Source organism: Candidatus Saccharibacteria bacterium oral taxon 488, assembly GCA_010202465.1.
Taxonomy (GTDB): domain Bacteria; phylum Patescibacteriota; class Saccharimonadia; order Saccharimonadales; family Saccharimonadaceae; genus Nanosynbacter.
In genome coordinates this window covers 642,883-659,473 of the sequence record CP047919.1, presented here as the reverse complement: position 1 = coordinate 659,473, position 16,591 = coordinate 642,883, and the positions used below count along the sequence as shown (strand labels likewise).

Sequence of the window (16,591 nt, the reverse complement as noted above, 5' to 3'; positions counted from 1 at the left end):
AAGAAAGGAAATCATATGGTAGGAATAGTTATTGGCGGCTTGGTTGGCGCGGCACTTGGCGTGGGCGGTTTTTACGCCTATCAGCGAACAAGGCAAGCTAATGGCAAGTCGCAAATTGAGCGTGACATTGCCGAGGCAAAGAGTAAGGCCAGCGACATTGTCCTGAAGGCTAAGGACGAAGCCTTAAAAATCGAAAATGAGCGCCGCCGCGAGTGGCAAAAGACCGAGAATCGGTTGGCGGATCGCGAGCAGACGCTGGATCGGAAATTGGACGAACTAGATAAGCGGGCGGAGAAGCTACGCACGCACGAAGATGAGGTTGACAATCTCAAGGAAGAGATTCGCACTATTCGCACGCGTCAGCAGGAGAAGCTCGAGAAGATTGCGGGCTTGAAGAAAAAGGATGCTGCCGACAAGCTCATGCAAATGACCGAGCGCGATATTAAGAACGATTTGGTTAGCTTGGTGTCGAAATTACAACACGAGGCTATGGATGACGCCGAGGAACGGGCGCAGATGATCTTGCTCACAGCGATGGAGCGGATGAGCAGCGAGGTAACGGCTGAGCGAACAGTCACGGCTGTTAAGCTGACTGATGATGAGATGAAAGGTCGGATTATCGGTAAAGAAGGCCGCAACATTCAGGCACTGCAGCGCGAGACTGGTGTCGATATTTTGGTGGATGACACGCCGGGTATGATCGTGCTGTCGAGTTTTGATCCGATTCGCCGGCAGGTGGCTCGCTTGAGCCTTGAGATGTTGATGAAAGATGGCCGTATCCATCCAGCGCGCATCGAAGAAGTCGTCGCCAAGGCGAAAAAACAGATCGATAAAGAAGTCAAGCAGGCCGGCGAGGACGCCATGCGCGAAACTGGCGTTGTCGGCATCCCGAAGGAAATGCAGCGACTGCTAGGTGAGCTGAAATTCCGAACGAGTTACGGGCAGAACGTATTGAAGCATTCCACCGAGATGGCTCAGATGGCTGGAATGATCGCTGAGGAAATTGGTGCCGATGTACGCATCACGAAAATCGCGACACTGCTGCATGACGTTGGCAAGGCGGTGACGCACAAGATCGAGGGCAAGCATCACCACATCGGTGCCGAGCTAGCGCGCAAATACGGCATGGATGAGCGGATCGTTCACGCCATCGAAGCGCATCACGATGATATCGAGGCGACGACACCAGAGGCACTGATCGTGCGAGTGTGCGACGCTGCCAGCGCTGCTCGGCCAGGAGCGCGCAATATTTCGGCTGAGAACTTTGCTGAGCGGATGCGCGATCTAGAAAATGTGGCGACCAGCTTTAATGGTGTTGATAAAGCCTATGCAATTTCTGCGGGGCGCGAAGTGCGGGTGATTGTCCGGTCAGAGGATATTGATGATCTGAGCGCATTCAAACTGTCGCGCGATATCGCTACTAAAATTGAATCAACCATGCAGTACCCAGGCACTATCAAGGTTAACGTCATCCGTGAAACACGGGCGATCGAGTACGCAAAATAATGAGAAGTGGTTGGTTGCCGCATGAGGAGTGGCTAAAGACGCAGGACACTCGGATCGCCAGTGCTGCGCTGCTGATTGAAAATCCGGCGAGCGAGCTGCTCACAGTCAAGGCGTATTACAAGACGCACTGGAGTCTGCCCGGTGGTATGGTTGACGCTGGCGAAACGCCGCTACAGGCAGCACTTCGCGAAACCCAGGAAGAGGTCGGGTTAGTCGTCACCGAGGATGAAGTCTCGTTTTTTGCGGTAGCCTCACGCTCCAGCGACAAAGGACTGGCGCATCAATATATCTTTCGGGCGGTGCTGGATGATGCGCGACTTAGGCAGATCGTCTTGCAACAGTCGGAAATTGACGCCTATCAGTTCCTGAGCCGCGACGCAGTGCTGGCAAGCAATGAAGGATTCGCGTGGTCAATACCACATTGGGCTCATCATCGGCCAGGCGGCTATGTCGAAACGCTAATCGTTGACGGCAATGACGAACGTCAAGAGGCGGTTACGCAATTCGTGGGATTTGGTTCGTAGGAAAAATAAACGGAGGAGGAATGATGGGAATATTAGTTATCAGTCGACACGGCGAGAGCGAATGGAATCTGCTCGGCAAGTGGACGGGCTGGACGGACGTGGGGCTTACGGAAAAAGGGCGGGCCGACACAGTGCGGCTGGGTGCGCTACTCAAAGACATCAGGTTTGATGAGGCGTATACGTCGGCGCTCAAGCGGACGCACCAAACGCTGGACGCATTGCTTGAGGGGCGCGGTAAGGGCAGTTTACCGACGACACAGGCGGCCGAGCTGAACGAGCGTGACTATGGCGATCTGACCGGTAAAAATAAGTGGGAAGTCAAGGCTGAGATTGGCGAGGAAGCGTTCAATGGCATCCGACGCGGTTGGGATTATCCGGTGCCGGGCGGTGAAACGCTCAAGGATGTTTATGCGCGGGTCGTGCCATATTTTGAGCAGGAGATACTACCGAAATTACAGGCGGGTGAGAACATTCTATTAGTGGCGCATGGTAATTCTATCCGCGCGCTGATGAAACATCTCGACCACGTGCCAGAAGCAGACATGGCCCATGTGGAAATGCCGTTTGGTCAGCTACTGGTTTACACCTTTGAGCCGACGTCTGATCTACCGACGAATAAAGACGTATTGTCGGTAGAGATTGAGGCGGTGAACGCGTAATTTATGTTCAAGGCTTGGCAAAAGGAAACGATTGAAGTTAAGTCGCTCGCCCAGCCTTATTTGGTCAAGCGGGATATTGATTATTTTGAATATCAATTGCCAATTTCTGTTAAGGCTGTCATCTCTCTTAACGGTCAGATTCCGCTCTTGCGAAATGAGCGTAGCGAATGGGAGCTGCCGGGAGGAAAATTAGATCTCGGGGAAAGCCCAACAGCGTGCGTGCAACGTGAAGTTCATGAAGAATTGAACATTGATATATCAGTTGGGATGAATGTTCACAATTGGGTGTATACAATTTTTCCGTATCGTCACGTTTTTGTGGTTACATATTTTGTGAAAGCGGTCGAGGGTGCAACACCGCACTTCAGTCGTGAACATAAAGAATTGATGCTTGTTTCTCCGGATGAGGTCAATAAGCTCAACATGCCTGAGGGGTATAAGGTTGCCATTCGTCGGGCCTTGGCGCTTGGTTTATTTAATGAAGTGAACTAATTAATGGGGATGTTTGCTAATCATATAAACTACACGCTAGAATTGAATAGACGATATAGGGACCGCAAGGTTAAGTTGGGCGAAAAGTAAAACTAACTCGCAACCGGCGACTCGTATCGCCACCGAGGTGTACGCTCCCAAGAGTATGTCTGACACAGACGATACAACCGATGGTGTTCGCTACGCACGAATATTTGGAGATCATTTATTGCTTTTATTCTCCGTTTAAGTCGCGCACGGCAGTCTCCTGACTCGCACTGGCTACCCTGGGGGCAAGAAAGCTTTTTTCGCGCTTTCTCTAGCGTACGCATTTGTTCAGATAATACGCTGAGCAGATCGAAGTGTGCCTCGAGACGATCGCGCATCTCGTTTACTTCGCCTTCTTGGTTATCTCGTTGCAATCGCCAATATAGCTTCTCATCAATTTCGAACCACTCCATATATGATTCGCCATCAACAGACATCGACATTCCCACGGCGGGTTTACCACCCTTGAGCGTCAACAATTCCTGTATGGGGCACTCAACCGTCGGCCGCTTATCTTCCCGAGCGCGTTCCGGTGTCCCTGTCTCTGCTGCCACGGCCTCAGGAGATGGCTCGGGCATTTGCTTGCGCTTTTCCCTCCTGCGCCCAAGCAGGCTACCCATTACTCGTGCCGCCCATCGCGCTAGTCCTGGTGGATCTTGCTGCGCTTCGTAATCTAGCTGTGGTTCTTTTGTTTCTGGTCTTGATCCTTGCTCCATCCCTCTCATCTTGTTTACCATTAAACAAAATGGGGGGTACTTGTCAATGTTAGTTGATAATCCCCAAAGCAATCGTCATCACACCAAGTACCACGTGGCTTATCGTTACGCCGATGAGGTTTGATGAGCGCTGGTACGCTCGGTACCAGAAAAGGCCGACGATGCTCATAACAACAACGGTGAGCATATCGCCGTAGATGATATGTACATAACCAAAAAGAGCGGCTGCTACGCCAAGCTCCAACGACCGGCGTAGCCGTAGTTCTTGTAGTATACGGCTGAGGATGCCGCGAAATAACAGTTCTTGCGCCGGGCACGAGATGAGAATATAAAACATATAAAATCCTACCCCTTCGGTTGGTGAGAATCGAGGTTTTTCGAGGAGTAGAAACAGCCCAGCTGCGATAACGAGAACTATAGTTATCGGCAGCACGGTTTTGAGTGAATAGATGGTACGCTGCCGCGTAATACCGATGTCACCATGCGTATGGCCGAGAATTCGCATCACTATGTACATTGCTACTACACCGAAGACGAGTGCCACGAACTTCATATTCCAAGGAATAACACCGATGCAAATGAGAATGGGCAGCGTGAGATACACACAGACAATGGTATAGAGATATATCATTTGTCGGTGGTGAATTGTATGGGTGATGTGCTTAGTACCAGGCATAAGTATGAGAGAGTGTCTTCTATATATTAACTGAAATCACTAATTATTGCTGTATTTAATGTGTAAAGTGTGGTAGAATGGAGCGGAGTGAGTAACGAGATTAGCTTCTCGGGGTGTGGCGCAGTTGGCTAGCGCGCGCGGTTTGGGACCGTGAGGTCGAAGGTTCGAGTCCTTTCACCCCGACCACACTCATCTTGTTCGAACACGCGCCCTCGGAGTTCCGCTCCGGGGGCGCTTTTGTTGCAGGAGGTTGCATGTGAACCTAATCTGGTTGGCTTACCGCCCTCGCTCCATCGCCACCCGCTGTGCATGTTCTGCGGTGCGGTCGACGGGCAGCGCGCTGAGCTTATCAGTATAGCCTTTTCGCGCGAGCGCCGCGGTGATCAAAAAATCAGCAAGCCGTGGATTCTTTGGCAAGATCGGTCCGTGCAGGTACGTCGCCACGATGTTGTGCAGCCTCGCGCCCTCAACTTGGCCAGTCTCATCATTACCAGCGCCCCGCACCACGCGCCCGAGCGGCAACACTCCGTCGTCGAGCAGTGTCTGGCCGCTATGATTTTCATAACCGACGATCTGTCCGAATTCCTCGCTCTCGAGCGTGATGTTGCCGATCAGTCGCTCTGCCTTGGCGTATGTCTCTAGCGGTAAAATCCCCGCACCACGAATCACGTGCCCATCATGTGTGGTGAACGCCCGGCCAAATAATTGATACATACCACAGATCATCAACATCGGCACGCCGCTCTCCGCTAAGCGCCGTAGCTCATCCGCTCGCGCCAGCAAATCGTCCTGGATAATTTCTTGCCCGGCATCCTGGCCACCACCGCCGATAAATATATCTCCCGCCATAAAATCAGTCGTATCGCCCGGATTATGATCAATAATACGGACCGTAAAACCGCGCCACTCCAGCCGCTTTTTCAGCGCCAGCGTATTGCCCCAGTCGCCATAGAGATTCATATCGCGCGGATACAATTGAATAATCGTGATCGTCATCGGATGGCCTCCACATCGGTTTTGATTGCTAATAATTTGCGCAGTCGCAGCATCGCCGTGTAGGTGCAGTAAATGTGTTTTGGTCTGCGTGGATGATGGGCCAGTAATTTTTCCAGCGCCGCCGCCAAATCTGGCTCAATTATTTCTGGCGTAATATCGTCGTACTCCAGCCGCAGTGCCATATCATGAGCGCGCACACCACTGACCACCGCCACCTGCTCGAGGCGCGAAACGTTCACGTCCCACAGCCAACTAACGTCGCGCCCGTCGGCATAGTTGTCGTTGATAGCAATCATCGTATCGGCTGTCCCGTCGGCAAATGACAGCAGGCTGAGCCGAAAGCCGCTCGGATTTTTCACGAGAATCAGTTCAATCGGCGTGCCGTCAATCACGATGGTCTCGCCTCGGCCAAATGCTGGCGCTACGTCTGACAGGGCGCCCAGTAGCGTCGTCAGCTCGGCTTTCTCCCCCATAATTTGCCGCACCAAACTCAGCGCCGCCGCCGCGTTCAGTAAGTTATACACGCCATTCAGCCGCATCCGTACCGCATGCTTGGCATTGTTGATCTGAAAGGTCGCCGTCTGCTTGTCGATGTCGGTGAGCAGCACGTCAGCTGGGGCCGTGTCATTTGCCTGAGCATGGCCAGTCTTGAGCGCATCGTCAGTCGGCATCAGCTCGAGCAGCTGGTCGGTCGTGCCAAAAAACGCTACGTTGGCCGCCGTCTGCTGGTGCAGGCGATAGATGCGCGGGTCGTCGCGATTGAGTACCACGGTATCAGTGGTTGCCTGGGCGATTTTTGCCAAGAAACCAGCTGCCGTGTCGATCTCGCCAAACCGATCTAGTTGATCACGCATGACGTTGAGTAGCAGGCTGTAGCGCGGTGGTACTAGCTGGACAAACTTGACTGCCCAGGCTTCGTCAAGCTCCAGCACCCCGATGTCGGCATCCAGCCGCCCGCGCATGTCCACTTCGCCGAGCAGCGCTGCCGCCACGCCGCGCGAGAAATTACTGCCCGTGCGATTGGTAAAAACCTTGAGGCCGGCCGCCTCGAGCAGTTCAACGACGATTTTAGTGGTAGTGGTCTTGCCGTTCGTGCCACTGATAACCACCACGCCGCGCGGTATTTGCGCCAGGGTACGAGCGATAAAGCCTGGATCAATCTTTTCGATAACTAACCCCGGGAGCGCCGAGCCACCGCCGCGCAGGCGAGCAGCTTGTTTGACGGTTTTGCCGATAAGTGTACTGAGAATCTGTCGTGACATATTTCGTATTATACCGCGCCCAAGCAGTGTGCTACAATAGAACTATGTTTTTGGTGGGTATTTTCCAGTGGTGGTATGGCGCAGGCTGGCGGCGGCATATGCAGCGCGTTGGTCTCGGTGTGCTGCGGACGGCCGATTTTTTCTCAATCGGTTTGTTGGTGCGGACGCTGTTCGATCCATTTCGCCAAATTTCCGCAGGGCAAGTTCGTGCTCAGGCGCCGCTCGCTGTCAAGATGCAGGCCTTTTTCGACCGGCTGTTCTCACGGGCAGTTGGTGCGGTGGTGCGGCTTTTGGTGCTGTTTGCGGGGCTGGTAGTTATTAGCCTGCGGGTAGTGTGGGCGGTCGGTAGTATCGTGGTGTGGGCGCTGTTACCCGTAACGCCGGTGATAGGAATTATCTTGTGGCAGATGAGGGTTTTGGCATGAACGAGGTGCGACCGGAGTTTCGCTATCACAGCTTGCGGGCGCAAAAGGCGCGGTTCACGGCGCGGTTTGGTACGGTTTGGCATGTCTTGGTAGTGCTCGTCGCCGTTGCATTGGGCCTGGGTGGCGTTTGGCTATTGATCAAGCACGGGCCGATTGGCTGGTTGATGATTGGTCTGGTGGGGCCATTGGCGATGCTCAGTGTGTGGTGGCAGGGCGATCTCAAGACGATGGCGGTGAGCGCACGAGCAGAGACGATTGATGATGTGATGGCAGCGGATGTGCTGGGCCGCCTGAGTCAGCGACCGACGCCAAAAGAGATCGCGCTGGCGGTTGGTCAGTCGCGGGCCGGGCAATTCCTCGGGGTGCGGTTGGGCCTCACACCGAACTTTTTGGCGAATATCGCCTCGGATGATCCCAATAATACGCCGGCCCTGTGGCAATCAGCGCTGCGAATTTGGCGTGACACCAATAGCCCGAAGGTAACAGGTGCGGTGTTGGCGGCGGCGATTGTTGAGCAATTTCCGAATCATGACGCTCTGCTAGCAAATCTAAAAATTGATTTTCGTGATGTATTGGGTGGTATTATGTGGTATGAGCGCCTCAAGTCATTGATCGAGCAGTTCAAGCAAAAGCCGCTCCACACCGGCGGTATCGCCCGTGATTGGTCATTTGGTTATACGCCGCTTTTGAGCCGGTTCGCCCAGAACCTCAGCCTGCAGGTATCGGGCGGGACGATGATCTCGCAGCTGGACGCTCATCAGGCGGCGCTGGAGCAGCTGATGACAATTTTTGGCTCGAATGGCCGGCAGAATGCAGCGCTGGTCGGGCTCAATGGGGCCGGCAAGAGTACGGTCGTGGCGGCGTTCGCTGAGATGCTCATTGATGGACATAAAACCGTGCCGTCATCGCTGCTCTATCGGCAGATTTTCCTGCTGGACGCCTCGTCGCTGATCTCGGCAGCAGCCGGTCGGGGCGAGCTGGAAGCGCTGGTGACGCAGATTCTCAACGAAGCATTTTTATCAAAGAATGTCATTTTGTGTCTCGATAATGCTCAGCTGTTTTTCGAGGAGAGCGTTGGTTCGGTTGATCTGAGTAATTTGCTACTGCCAATCTTGGAGGCGGGCAGGCTGCGAATTATCCTCACCATGGATAGTCAGCGCTACTTGCAGATTTCTCAGCGCAACGCCCAGCTGGCGACAGCACTCAATACCATTGTCATCGAGCCGTCGTCGCCCGAGGAGACGGTGCGGATTATGCGTGATCAGCTGATCAGCCTCGAACATCGCCATAAAGTGACCTACATGTATCAAGCCATCGCTGAAGCTTACCGCGTCGGCGAGCGGTACGTCCAAGACGTAGCGATGCCGGGTCGGGCGCTCAAGGTGCTGGAGGCGGCAGCTCATTATGCGTCGTCCGGTCTCGTGACGGCCCAGTCGGTTGATGACACGGTCGAAAAAACCATGGGCATCAAGATCGCGACCGCCTCGACTGACGACGAACGGGAGAAACTCTTGAACCTCGAAGACTTGATCCATCAGCGCATGATCAATCAAACGCGTGCCGTCAGCGTCATCTCTGATGCGATCCGGCGAGCGCGTGCCGGTGTACGTAACCCCGATCGGCCGATTGGTACGTTTTTGTTCCTCGGTCCGACTGGAGTTGGTAAAACTGAGCTATCCAAGGCACTGGCGGATATCTATTTTGGCGGCGAGGGCAATCTCATCCGGCTGGATCTCAACGAATTTGTGCGGGCCGAGGACGTGGCGCGGCTGATCGCTGATGGGGCGAATGATCTGATGAGTCTGACTGCCCGGGTACAGAAGCGGCCGTTTTCGGTGGTGTTGCTCGACGAAATTGAAAAGGCCCACCCGCAGGTACTCACGACGCTTTTGCAGTTACTGGACGAGGGAATTTTACGCGACGAGAAAAACCGCGACATTAGTTTTCGTGACGCCATCATTATTGCGACGTCAAATGCTGGTGCTGAGAGAATTCGCGAATACATCGAGCGCGGCTACCAGCTGGAGCAGTTTGAGCAGACATTTATCAACGAGCTGATTAATGCCAATCTGTTTCGCTCGGAGTTTCTCAACCGGTTTGATGAAATCGTGCTATTTCGTCCCTTGGGCAAAGAAGAGCTGCTACAGGTCGTTGATCTCATTTTGGCTGGTATCAATCGGACGTTGGCGCCGCAAAAAATCCAAGTCGCCGTCGAAGAGGCGGGTAAAAAATTACTGGTCGATGCTGGCTACGACCCGCGCCTCGGCGCTCGTCCGATGCGCCGCGTGGTGCAGCGAGCCGTCGAGAATACCGTTGCCAAGCAGCTACTCGCTGGCACCGTCGCGCCGGGCTCAACGACGATTATCATGGCGGAGCAGATACGGGCGGTGGTCAGTGAGGCGGCTAACGGTAGCGGCATGGTGCCCCCAGACTCGGGCGTGCCGCCGATATCGCTCGGACAGTAGGGTTGCTAATATAATTTATTATTGTATAATAGGTATATGGCTAAGAGCGGTATGGAGTTTTCCGGGCACGGAAGTGAGATTAAAGCGCAATCGCCCCATGCGATTGGGGGGCTTGTGGAGAGTGGTTTTATTGATGAAAGTGGGCAACTAACCGAGCGGACACGTCGTGCCATACCGCGAGGGGGCGTCAAGGTATTGGCACCTGTTCAGACACAAAAGGGTGGGGAGCCGACTAATCTAAACCTAGACCTCTTAAATAAGATACAAAAACCCTATCGTGTCGTCGCAGACGGAGTACTTCTGGGAGGGTGCTTGAACTCCATCTGGTATATGCAGACTGATGGTTGCAAGGATCGTATATTTCGAAACTACATTATTATATGTCAAGATCCGACTCTCGTGGATATTGCGGGGCAACTTGATGATGTAACCCAGGAGGATCAACATACCAAATTGACACTGCGAGATATAGGCGCTCTCGGTCTCGGTAGTTTTGTTGCTGGCGGTGGCGCATCGCTGCTCAGTTCCGGTGAGCCACTGCTAACGACGGCTGGGGCTGTTGTGGGTGGTGCAATGGGTGCGGTCGGCGCTCAACTTACAGAGAAAAAATGGTTTGAAGAGCAGGTGACGCGCTTCAGCCAGGCAATATACAACTGTCCTGACAATATTATTATTGACCTTGATCGTATTAATGAGGAGCTGGAAAGGAGAACATTATGGTGGGCTGCCGGTTCGGATTGGTCTTCTCTTATAAGAAAAATCAATCCGAACCACACTGATCTAGATTATTGGGATCTTGACCTACGAAAGATAAATGTCAGAGATATTTGGTTTATGTTTAGTACGCCGCAATATAGTCCTGCTGCGCTTACGTTTGCTGACAAGTACCAAGAATATCAAAAGACATGTGATGCGATACAGTACGAACGGGTGGCGCGAGGAGTGCGCCGTGATATGGGCATGACAACTGACTTCAGCGAGCTAGAAACGCAGCAGGCTCATGCTGATAGATTTTTGTCAACGGCTCTATTGCAGCTCTTTGATGACGTGCGGGAATTAGAACAAAAAGAGCAATCGCGGCGCGAGTTCGATGCCACGATAGAGCGCCTCACGACCGTTACCGAAGAAGAAATTAAGTATCAACCAGCGAAAGTATTTCATGATGAGTTGATGTGGTCTCTGAGCGGAGAAACGCTGATAGGTTTTAGTGGAGGCGAACAAGGCGTCTATACACCAGTAATAAAATGGGCAATGGACTTTATTCATAAATTACCGCAGATGATCACCCCCAGTCTATCGATACACGAGGCGTATGATCATTTTCAAGGTACAATTAACGATATGACGAATGGCAAGTTGGCATTGCCAACAACTGAGCAATTCAAGCAAAAATACCCTAGCATCGACCAGGGTATTGTCTAGTATAGTGGTACCCCGCACAGGAATCGAACCTGCAACCTTTGGTACCGGAAACCAACGCTCTATCCAGTTGAGCTAACGGGGCATACTAACGCGCTGATAGGAAAAGGTCCGGTAGGAAAGCGCGAAATTCATGGTACACCCGGCAAGATTCGAACTTGCGACCCCTTGGTTCGAAGCCAAGTACTCTAATCCACTGAGCTACGGGTGCACACGAGGATATTATACCACGCACCGCGCCTAAATAGAAATGATATAATGGATCACATGGAGATACGAACAGAGATTCCGTTGCAACAATATACGACAATGCGCCTCGGTGGCACAGCGCGCTTTATGGCATCGGCGACGTCGGTGAATGAAGTCAGAGAGTTATATAAAAGTGCCAAGGTGCAGGGTATCCCAATTTTTGTCTTGGGTGGCGGTAGTAATGTCATCGCTCGCGACGAAGGGTTTGAGGGGGTGGTGTTGCTCAATCGGATCAAGGGATTTGCAGTGCTGATTGATGATGGTCAGGCGGCAACGATCAAGGTTGGTGCGGGTGAAACATGGGACGAGGTGGTCAAACGCACGGTCGCCATGGGTCTGAGCGGCATTGAGGCAATGTCGGCCGTCCCTGGTACAGCCGGCGCCGCGCCGGTGCAGAACGTTGGTGCGTATGGCCAGGAAGTTGCTGATGTACTCACCGAGCTAGAGGTGTACGATTCGCTGACTGACCGGGTGGTGACCCTAAGTGCAGCGGAGTGCGGGTTTTCGTATCGGCATAGTATTTTTCGTGGTGAGGCGAGCGGCCGCTACTGCATTCTCTCAATTACCATCAAGCTCCATCACGCAGCGCCAAAACCGCCGTTCTATGCCGGCTTGCAGCGGTATTTGACCAGCATGAACATCACGACCTTTACGCCGCAGGTGATCCGTGACGCAGTCATGGCAATTCGGTTTGATAAGCTGCCTGATCCGACCGAGCGACCTAATGCTGGCTCATTCTTCAAGAACGCGCTGATTGAATCATGGCAGCTAAATGAACTTCGTGAACAGTATCCAGATGTCCCGTGCTATGACATGCCGGACGGCCGACACAAGGTACCGACGGGTTGGTTGATCGAACAGGCTGGGCTCAAGGGGACATTGCTTCACGGCATGCGGGTGCACGACAAGAACGCGCTGGTATTGATCAATGAGTCGGCGACCAGCTACCATGATCTGGCGGCGGCACGTGACGCCATCATCCGGGCGGTGTACGATAAGTTCCACATTCAGATCCAGCAAGAACCGTTGGAAATTTGAGCGCCAAAACGCTTGCGCTTATGCATATTTCCGAGTATGATGGGGGTATGAAGGGACGGGGGTTTACGCTAGTCGAGCTGATCATTGCTATTGCCGTCATGGCGATTCTATTGGTGCTCGCGACATTAAGTTTTCGTAATTATCAGGCGGCGGCACGCGATAAGGAGCGTGAGGCCGATGTGCTAGCCTTGCAGAACTATCTCGAGAGCGTCTATCCACGGGAAATTCGTGACAGTGCCGGTAACGTCATCAAGCCTGCCGGCGGCTATCCGGCGTACGTTTCTGGTGCTAGTGGCGCTGGCAAGATGACTGCGGCGCAGTTTGCGGCAGCATTTGACGAACTGGGTGGTGCCGCCAAGACCGGCCCACTGGATCGAGAACGCCTCATTTCGGCGATTAACGGTACATTCGGGGTCAATCCAATAACTAATATTAGTCAACTGCTTGCCAAAAAAGACGATTACGAAAACACCAAGATCACGAACTATCCAAATGGTGCGTACATTTACGTTGCCGGCGCTAAGGATGGTGTATGTGATGAGGCGGGCGCAGCCTGTCGGCGCTATACGATTTTTTATCATTTAGAAACGAAGGAGCCGGGTAAATGGCAAGTACTCAACAGCAAACGCCTCTAAGGCATAAAGGTCATAAAAACGGCTTTACCGTCATTGAATTGATGATCACCTTGATTATTGCCGGGATCTTTTTAATGAGTGGCTACCAGTTGTACGGGGCGGTATTGGCACGTAATACCGAGGCTCGCCGCACCTCAGAAGCTGCCAATCTCGGCTACGGCATCCTACGTGAACGTGGCTTGTATAAAACAGTATCTGAGGTTTGTGGCAGCGGTGCGGTCAAGACTGAACACGTGACACCACCGACCACGCCAACATTGCCGGATCCAGTACGTGCTCGAGTCGAATATTGTAAAGTACCAAATAGCATCGCGGTCATTCGTGTTGCGGTAATTATTACTTATGGAACGCCAGCGCAGGAGGTGGTGCATGCGACGTATATTTCGGGCTAACGCTAATCGGCAGCAGAATAGCCAAGGATTTACACTCATTGAGATCTTGGCGATTGCGCCAGTCATTATTTTGGTACTGGCGGGTATTATTGGCCTAATCATTAATCTCACTGGTTCGTCAATGGTCACCAGCGCCAAGTCACAATTACAGAGTGATGTGCTAACGGCACTTGATCGAATTGAGGCAGATGTACGGCTCAGTACTACGCTTGAGGGAACAACATCCTCGTATGTGCGCATACATAGTCTCGCCACCAGCGACAACCCCTATAGCCCGACGCGACGGCTGATCCAGAAAAGTGATTGTGGCGTAGCGTGGGGAGCAGTTGCTATCGCCGACGCCAAGACATATACGACCGAATATTTCCAAAGTGGTTCAGAGCTCAAGCGCAAGACGATGTATGACGGCTCATGCCCGAGCGCCACCGACCGTATCTGGCAGTTGGACGGGGCAGTCGAAACGATCATCGATACCAGTACGGTGCTTAATTTCAATGTTTGCAAGATCAATGACGGTACGCTCAAAGTCAGCCTCGGGGTAACCAAGACGGTTGCGGGTCAGAATATCGAATATTCCAGTCAGCGCTTCGTCAAGTCAATCAATGTTCCTGTAAACGGCACTGCCGGCGCCTCGTGTCCATAGCGGGTTCGGGTGGGTTTCTTATAGTTGAATAGCGCCCCAACTCGGGGCTTTCACCTCTGTATTTATGGTTAATTGGGGGTAGCAATAGGTAATTATGTATAAAATGCTTGCGCTTTTATAATCGCTTTGCTACAATCAAGTTACAATAATAACTAACTAAAAATAGGGGGCAAATCAGAAATGATTTCTTCAAACAAAACTAAAGGTTTCACATTGGTTGAGCTCTTGATCGTTATCGTGGTCATCGCTATCTTGGCTGCTATTTCGATTGTGGCGTACAATGGTGTGACACAAAAAGCACGTGACGATGAGCGCATATCAGATGCACGCAACATCATTAACGCCATTTCATCATATAATGCCGAGAATGAAGGTAAGTGGTTGACGGCAAACGACAAGCAAGCTTTGAAGGATTACAACACGGTCAAAGTACCGGCTAAGGCTGTTGACAAGCTTAGTGATAATACCGTTGATAAAGACCACTATAAGCTAGAGGCATGTGGTAGTCCTCAAACTGGTGCAAAGATTACTATTTGGAACGAGGCCAAGAATGCTATTCACACCGAAACCTATACGGCTGGATCGGGTTGCTAGGCTGAGAGAACTAAAAGACCAAACAAAAGAGCTCCAAGGGGTATGTGGAGCTCTTTTATTCGCGCGGGTAGATAGTTTATCGGCATGTACCTGCTGTCATATTCTGAATTCCACTATTTGGACTTTCTTCTCGAAGGTACTCGACTCGGACGCCAGTAGCTTCTTTTTTATTGGAGGTAAATCCGTTATTTTTACAAAGTTGAAATTTATACGTATCGCGGCCGGCACTAATAGACGAGCCCACTTTTGTCGAGTCGGTTAGATTTGGCGGTAGTTTAACGACAGTGTAGCTAGCAAGGTCATTGATGTCGGGCCAAAAATCGCGGTCTGACTTATGGATTGCGGCGGCATTGACAATATTACGTGCATTTGATTCTCGTTCCCTATCACGTGCTTTTTGTGTCACACCATTGTACGCCACAATCGAAATAGCAGCCAAGATAGCGATGACCACGATGACGATCAAGAGCTCAACCAATGTGAAACCTTTAGTTTTGTTTGAAGAAATCATTTCTGATTTGCCCCCCAAGTTATTTAGTATTAGTTATATGGTAGCGGAAAACGCGCTGCAAGGCTAGTAGTTTGCTGCTTAATTTTTGCGTATTCTGCCGAGTCCTCTGCGGTTATCGCTGTGATAATCCACTCAGCAATCTGTTTGACTTCTGCCTCCGTCATGCCGCGTGTCGTCACCGCTGGCGTGCCGAGACGCAGGCCACTTGGGCGGAATGGCGGCAGGGTGTCATTGGGGATGGCGTTGGCATTGGCGGTGATGCCGCTGGCCTCCAGCCGTTCCTGAGCGGTTTTACCGTCAATGCCGAAGCTGCCATAAACATCCGCTAGCACCAAGTGGTTGCTGGTGCCACCTGTCACCAGCTTCAAGCCGCCGCGTTTCAGTTCATCTGCCAGCACGGCCGCATTCTTTACGATTTGCTGGGCGTACTCCGTGAATTCTGGGCGTAACGCCTCGCCAAAGGCCACTGCCTTGGCGGCGATGGTGTGCATGTGTGGGCCACCTTGAGTGCCAGGGAAGACCGCCCGGTCAATCAGTGTTGGCAAGTTTTCTAAGGTTTTTTCTGGTCGCTTCAAAGGATTGCCCACCACGCCTTTTGACAAAATCAAGCCGCCGCGCGGCCCGCGCAAGGTTTTGTGCGTGGTAGTGGTGATAACGTGAAAACCATAATCAAACGGATTTTTGGCTACGCCGCCGACAATTAGTCCAGCGATGTGGCTCATGTCGGCCATCAACATAGCGCCGACTTCGTTGCCAATCTCGGCAAACTTAGCATAATCTAGCTCGCGCGGATAGGCCGAGAAGCCCGCCAAGATGATTTTTGGCCGATGTTCCAGCGCCAAACGGCGGATTTCCTCATAGTCAATTTCGCCAGTCTCGACATCCTTGATACCGTAGCGGACGAAGGTATATTCGCGGGCTGAGCGGGTGACTGGCGCGCCATGCGTCAGGTGGCCGCCATGCGCCAAATCCATCGCTAGGATAGTATCGCCAGGCTCACACCACGCATAATACACCGCCTCGTTGGCCTGGGCGCCAGAGTGCGGCTGGACATTGGCGTGATCAGCACCGAATAGCTGTTTAGCGCGGTCAATCGCCAGCTGTTCAATTTGGTCGGTGTTTTCTTGTCCGCCGTAATAGCGTCGTCCGGGGTAACCCTCAGAATATTTGTTGGTAAAGACGCTGCCCAGCGCCTTGAGTACACTAGTTGAAACGTAATTTTCGCTTGGGATCATTTCGATCCCCGACTGCTGCCGTTTTATTTCTGCCGCAATTAAATCGGCGACCTGTGTATCTTGCATAACACTCCCTCCTTTTCCTCTATTATAGCACTTTACATTATATATCATGTGTGATATATTG

The 16,591-nt window shown here is 52.2% G+C and carries 18 protein-coding genes and 3 tRNA genes; 13 read left to right on the top strand and 8 right to left on the bottom strand.

The window, feature by feature from the left end; translation table 11 throughout:
• Window positions 1-15 precede the first annotated feature (15 nt).
• Genes rny through GWK76_03585 form a run of 4 tightly spaced genes read left to right on the top strand, consistent with a single transcriptional unit; the run spans window position 16 to window position 3,181 of the window.
• On the top strand, window positions 16-1,506 hold the full coding sequence (gene rny, locus GWK76_03600; protein QHU92371.1) for a ribonuclease Y: 1,491 nt from the start codon (window positions 16-18) through the stop codon (window positions 1,504-1,506).
• Complete coding sequence (locus GWK76_03595) at window positions 1,506-2,030, top strand: NUDIX domain-containing protein (GenBank protein QHU92370.1); 525 nt, start codon at window positions 1,506-1,508, stop codon at window positions 2,028-2,030. Before rny ends, GWK76_03595 begins: the two co-directional genes overlap by 1 nt.
• 20 nt (window positions 2,031-2,050) lie before the next feature.
• A complete protein-coding gene (locus GWK76_03590; protein QHU92369.1) occupies window positions 2,051-2,689 on the top strand; it encodes a 2,3-bisphosphoglycerate-dependent phosphoglycerate mutase in 639 nt (212 codons plus the stop codon).
• Window positions 2,690-2,692: 3 nt separating this feature from the next.
• Complete coding sequence (locus GWK76_03585; protein QHU92368.1) at window positions 2,693-3,181, top strand: NUDIX domain-containing protein; 489 nt, start codon at window positions 2,693-2,695, stop codon at window positions 3,179-3,181.
• 92 nt (window positions 3,182-3,273) lie between these two features.
• Here GWK76_03585 and GWK76_03580 read toward each other — a convergent pair whose 3' ends face one another.
• Both GWK76_03580 and GWK76_03575 read right to left on the bottom strand, forming a co-directional pair.
• Window positions 3,274-3,924, bottom strand: coding sequence for a hypothetical protein (locus GWK76_03580; protein ID QHU92367.1), 651 nt, complete (start codon window positions 3,922-3,924; stop codon window positions 3,274-3,276).
• A 49-nt stretch (window positions 3,925-3,973) separates the two neighbouring features.
• On the bottom strand, window positions 3,974-4,477 hold the full coding sequence (locus GWK76_03575) for a CPBP family intramembrane metalloprotease (protein ID QHU92366.1): 504 nt from the start codon (window positions 4,475-4,477) through the stop codon (window positions 3,974-3,976).
• 232 nt (window positions 4,478-4,709) lie between these two features.
• Here GWK76_03575 and GWK76_03570 point away from each other — a divergent pair.
• A tRNA-Pro gene (locus tag GWK76_03570) sits at window positions 4,710-4,786 on the top strand.
• Window positions 4,787-4,876: 90 nt separating this feature from the next.
• Here the strand turns inward: GWK76_03570 and GWK76_03565 are convergent.
• Together GWK76_03565 and GWK76_03560 are read right to left on the bottom strand one after the other, a co-directional pair.
• Window positions 4,877-5,596: a glutamine amidotransferase gene (locus tag GWK76_03565; GenBank protein ID QHU92365.1), complete on the bottom strand. Its 720-nt coding sequence runs from the start codon at window positions 5,594-5,596 to the stop codon at window positions 4,877-4,879.
• On the bottom strand, window positions 5,593-6,858 hold the full coding sequence (locus GWK76_03560; protein ID QHU92364.1) for a DUF1727 domain-containing protein: 1,266 nt from the start codon (window positions 6,856-6,858) through the stop codon (window positions 5,593-5,595). The genes GWK76_03565 and GWK76_03560 overlap by 4 nt, the downstream gene beginning before the upstream one ends.
• Before the next feature lie 44 nt (window positions 6,859-6,902).
• Here GWK76_03560 and GWK76_03555 point away from each other — a divergent pair, with 44 nt between their 5' ends.
• From GWK76_03555 to GWK76_03545, 3 genes are read left to right on the top strand one after another with little or no spacing between them, the layout of a single operon-like run.
• Entirely contained in the window at window positions 6,903-7,283 is a 381-nt protein-coding gene (locus tag GWK76_03555; GenBank protein ID QHU92363.1) for a hypothetical protein, read from the top strand.
• A complete protein-coding gene (locus tag GWK76_03550) occupies window positions 7,259-9,748 on the top strand; it encodes an AAA domain-containing protein (protein QHU92362.1) in 2,490 nt (829 codons plus the stop codon). The genes GWK76_03555 and GWK76_03550 overlap by 25 nt, the downstream gene beginning before the upstream one ends.
• Window positions 9,749-9,784: 36 nt before the next feature.
• Window positions 9,785-11,170, top strand: a complete 1,386-nt coding sequence (locus tag GWK76_03545) for a hypothetical protein (protein ID QHU92361.1) — start codon at window positions 9,785-9,787, stop codon at window positions 11,168-11,170.
• Between the two features lie 5 nt (window positions 11,171-11,175).
• On the opposite strand, the gene GWK76_03540 is transcribed toward GWK76_03545, so the two are convergent.
• Both GWK76_03540 and GWK76_03535 read right to left on the bottom strand, forming a co-directional pair.
• Window positions 11,176-11,252 (bottom strand) — tRNA-Arg (locus GWK76_03540).
• 49 nt (window positions 11,253-11,301) lie between these two features.
• Window positions 11,302-11,378, bottom strand: a tRNA-Arg gene (locus GWK76_03535).
• 47 nt (window positions 11,379-11,425) lie between these two features.
• On the opposite strand from GWK76_03535, the gene murB reads away from it, so the two are divergent.
• The 5 genes from murB (at window position 11,426) to GWK76_03510 (ending at window position 14,718) form a co-directional block, all read left to right on the top strand.
• Window positions 11,426-12,454 (top strand): UDP-N-acetylmuramate dehydrogenase, encoded by a 1,029-nt coding sequence (gene murB / locus GWK76_03530; GenBank protein ID QHU92360.1) that lies wholly within the window; start codon window positions 11,426-11,428, stop codon window positions 12,452-12,454.
• A 47-nt stretch (window positions 12,455-12,501) separates the two neighbouring features.
• Window positions 12,502-13,089 carry a prepilin-type N-terminal cleavage/methylation domain-containing protein gene (locus GWK76_03525; GenBank protein ID QHU92359.1) on the top strand — a complete coding sequence of 196 codons (588 nt, stop codon included), beginning with the start codon at window positions 12,502-12,504 and terminating at the stop codon, window positions 13,087-13,089.
• Window positions 13,059-13,481: a prepilin-type N-terminal cleavage/methylation domain-containing protein gene (locus GWK76_03520; protein ID QHU92358.1), complete on the top strand. Its 423-nt coding sequence runs from the start codon at window positions 13,059-13,061 to the stop codon at window positions 13,479-13,481. The genes GWK76_03525 and GWK76_03520 overlap by 31 nt, the downstream gene beginning before the upstream one ends.
• Window positions 13,459-14,124, top strand: a complete 666-nt coding sequence (locus GWK76_03515) for a hypothetical protein (GenBank protein ID QHU92357.1) — start codon at window positions 13,459-13,461, stop codon at window positions 14,122-14,124. Before GWK76_03520 ends, GWK76_03515 begins: the two co-directional genes overlap by 23 nt.
• Before the next feature lie 180 nt (window positions 14,125-14,304).
• Entirely contained in the window at window positions 14,305-14,718 is a 414-nt protein-coding gene (locus tag GWK76_03510) for a prepilin-type N-terminal cleavage/methylation domain-containing protein (GenBank protein QHU92356.1), read from the top strand.
• Window positions 14,719-14,794: 76 nt separating this feature from the next.
• Here GWK76_03510 and GWK76_03505 read toward each other — a convergent pair whose 3' ends face one another.
• On the bottom strand, window positions 14,795-15,229 hold the full coding sequence (locus GWK76_03505) for a prepilin-type N-terminal cleavage/methylation domain-containing protein (protein ID QHU92355.1): 435 nt from the start codon (window positions 15,227-15,229) through the stop codon (window positions 14,795-14,797).
• A 29-nt stretch (window positions 15,230-15,258) separates the two neighbouring features.
• Window positions 15,259-16,530: an aminotransferase class I/II-fold pyridoxal phosphate-dependent enzyme gene (locus GWK76_03500; protein QHU92354.1), complete on the bottom strand. Its 1,272-nt coding sequence runs from the start codon at window positions 16,528-16,530 to the stop codon at window positions 15,259-15,261.
• Window positions 16,531-16,591: the final 61 nt, after the last annotated feature.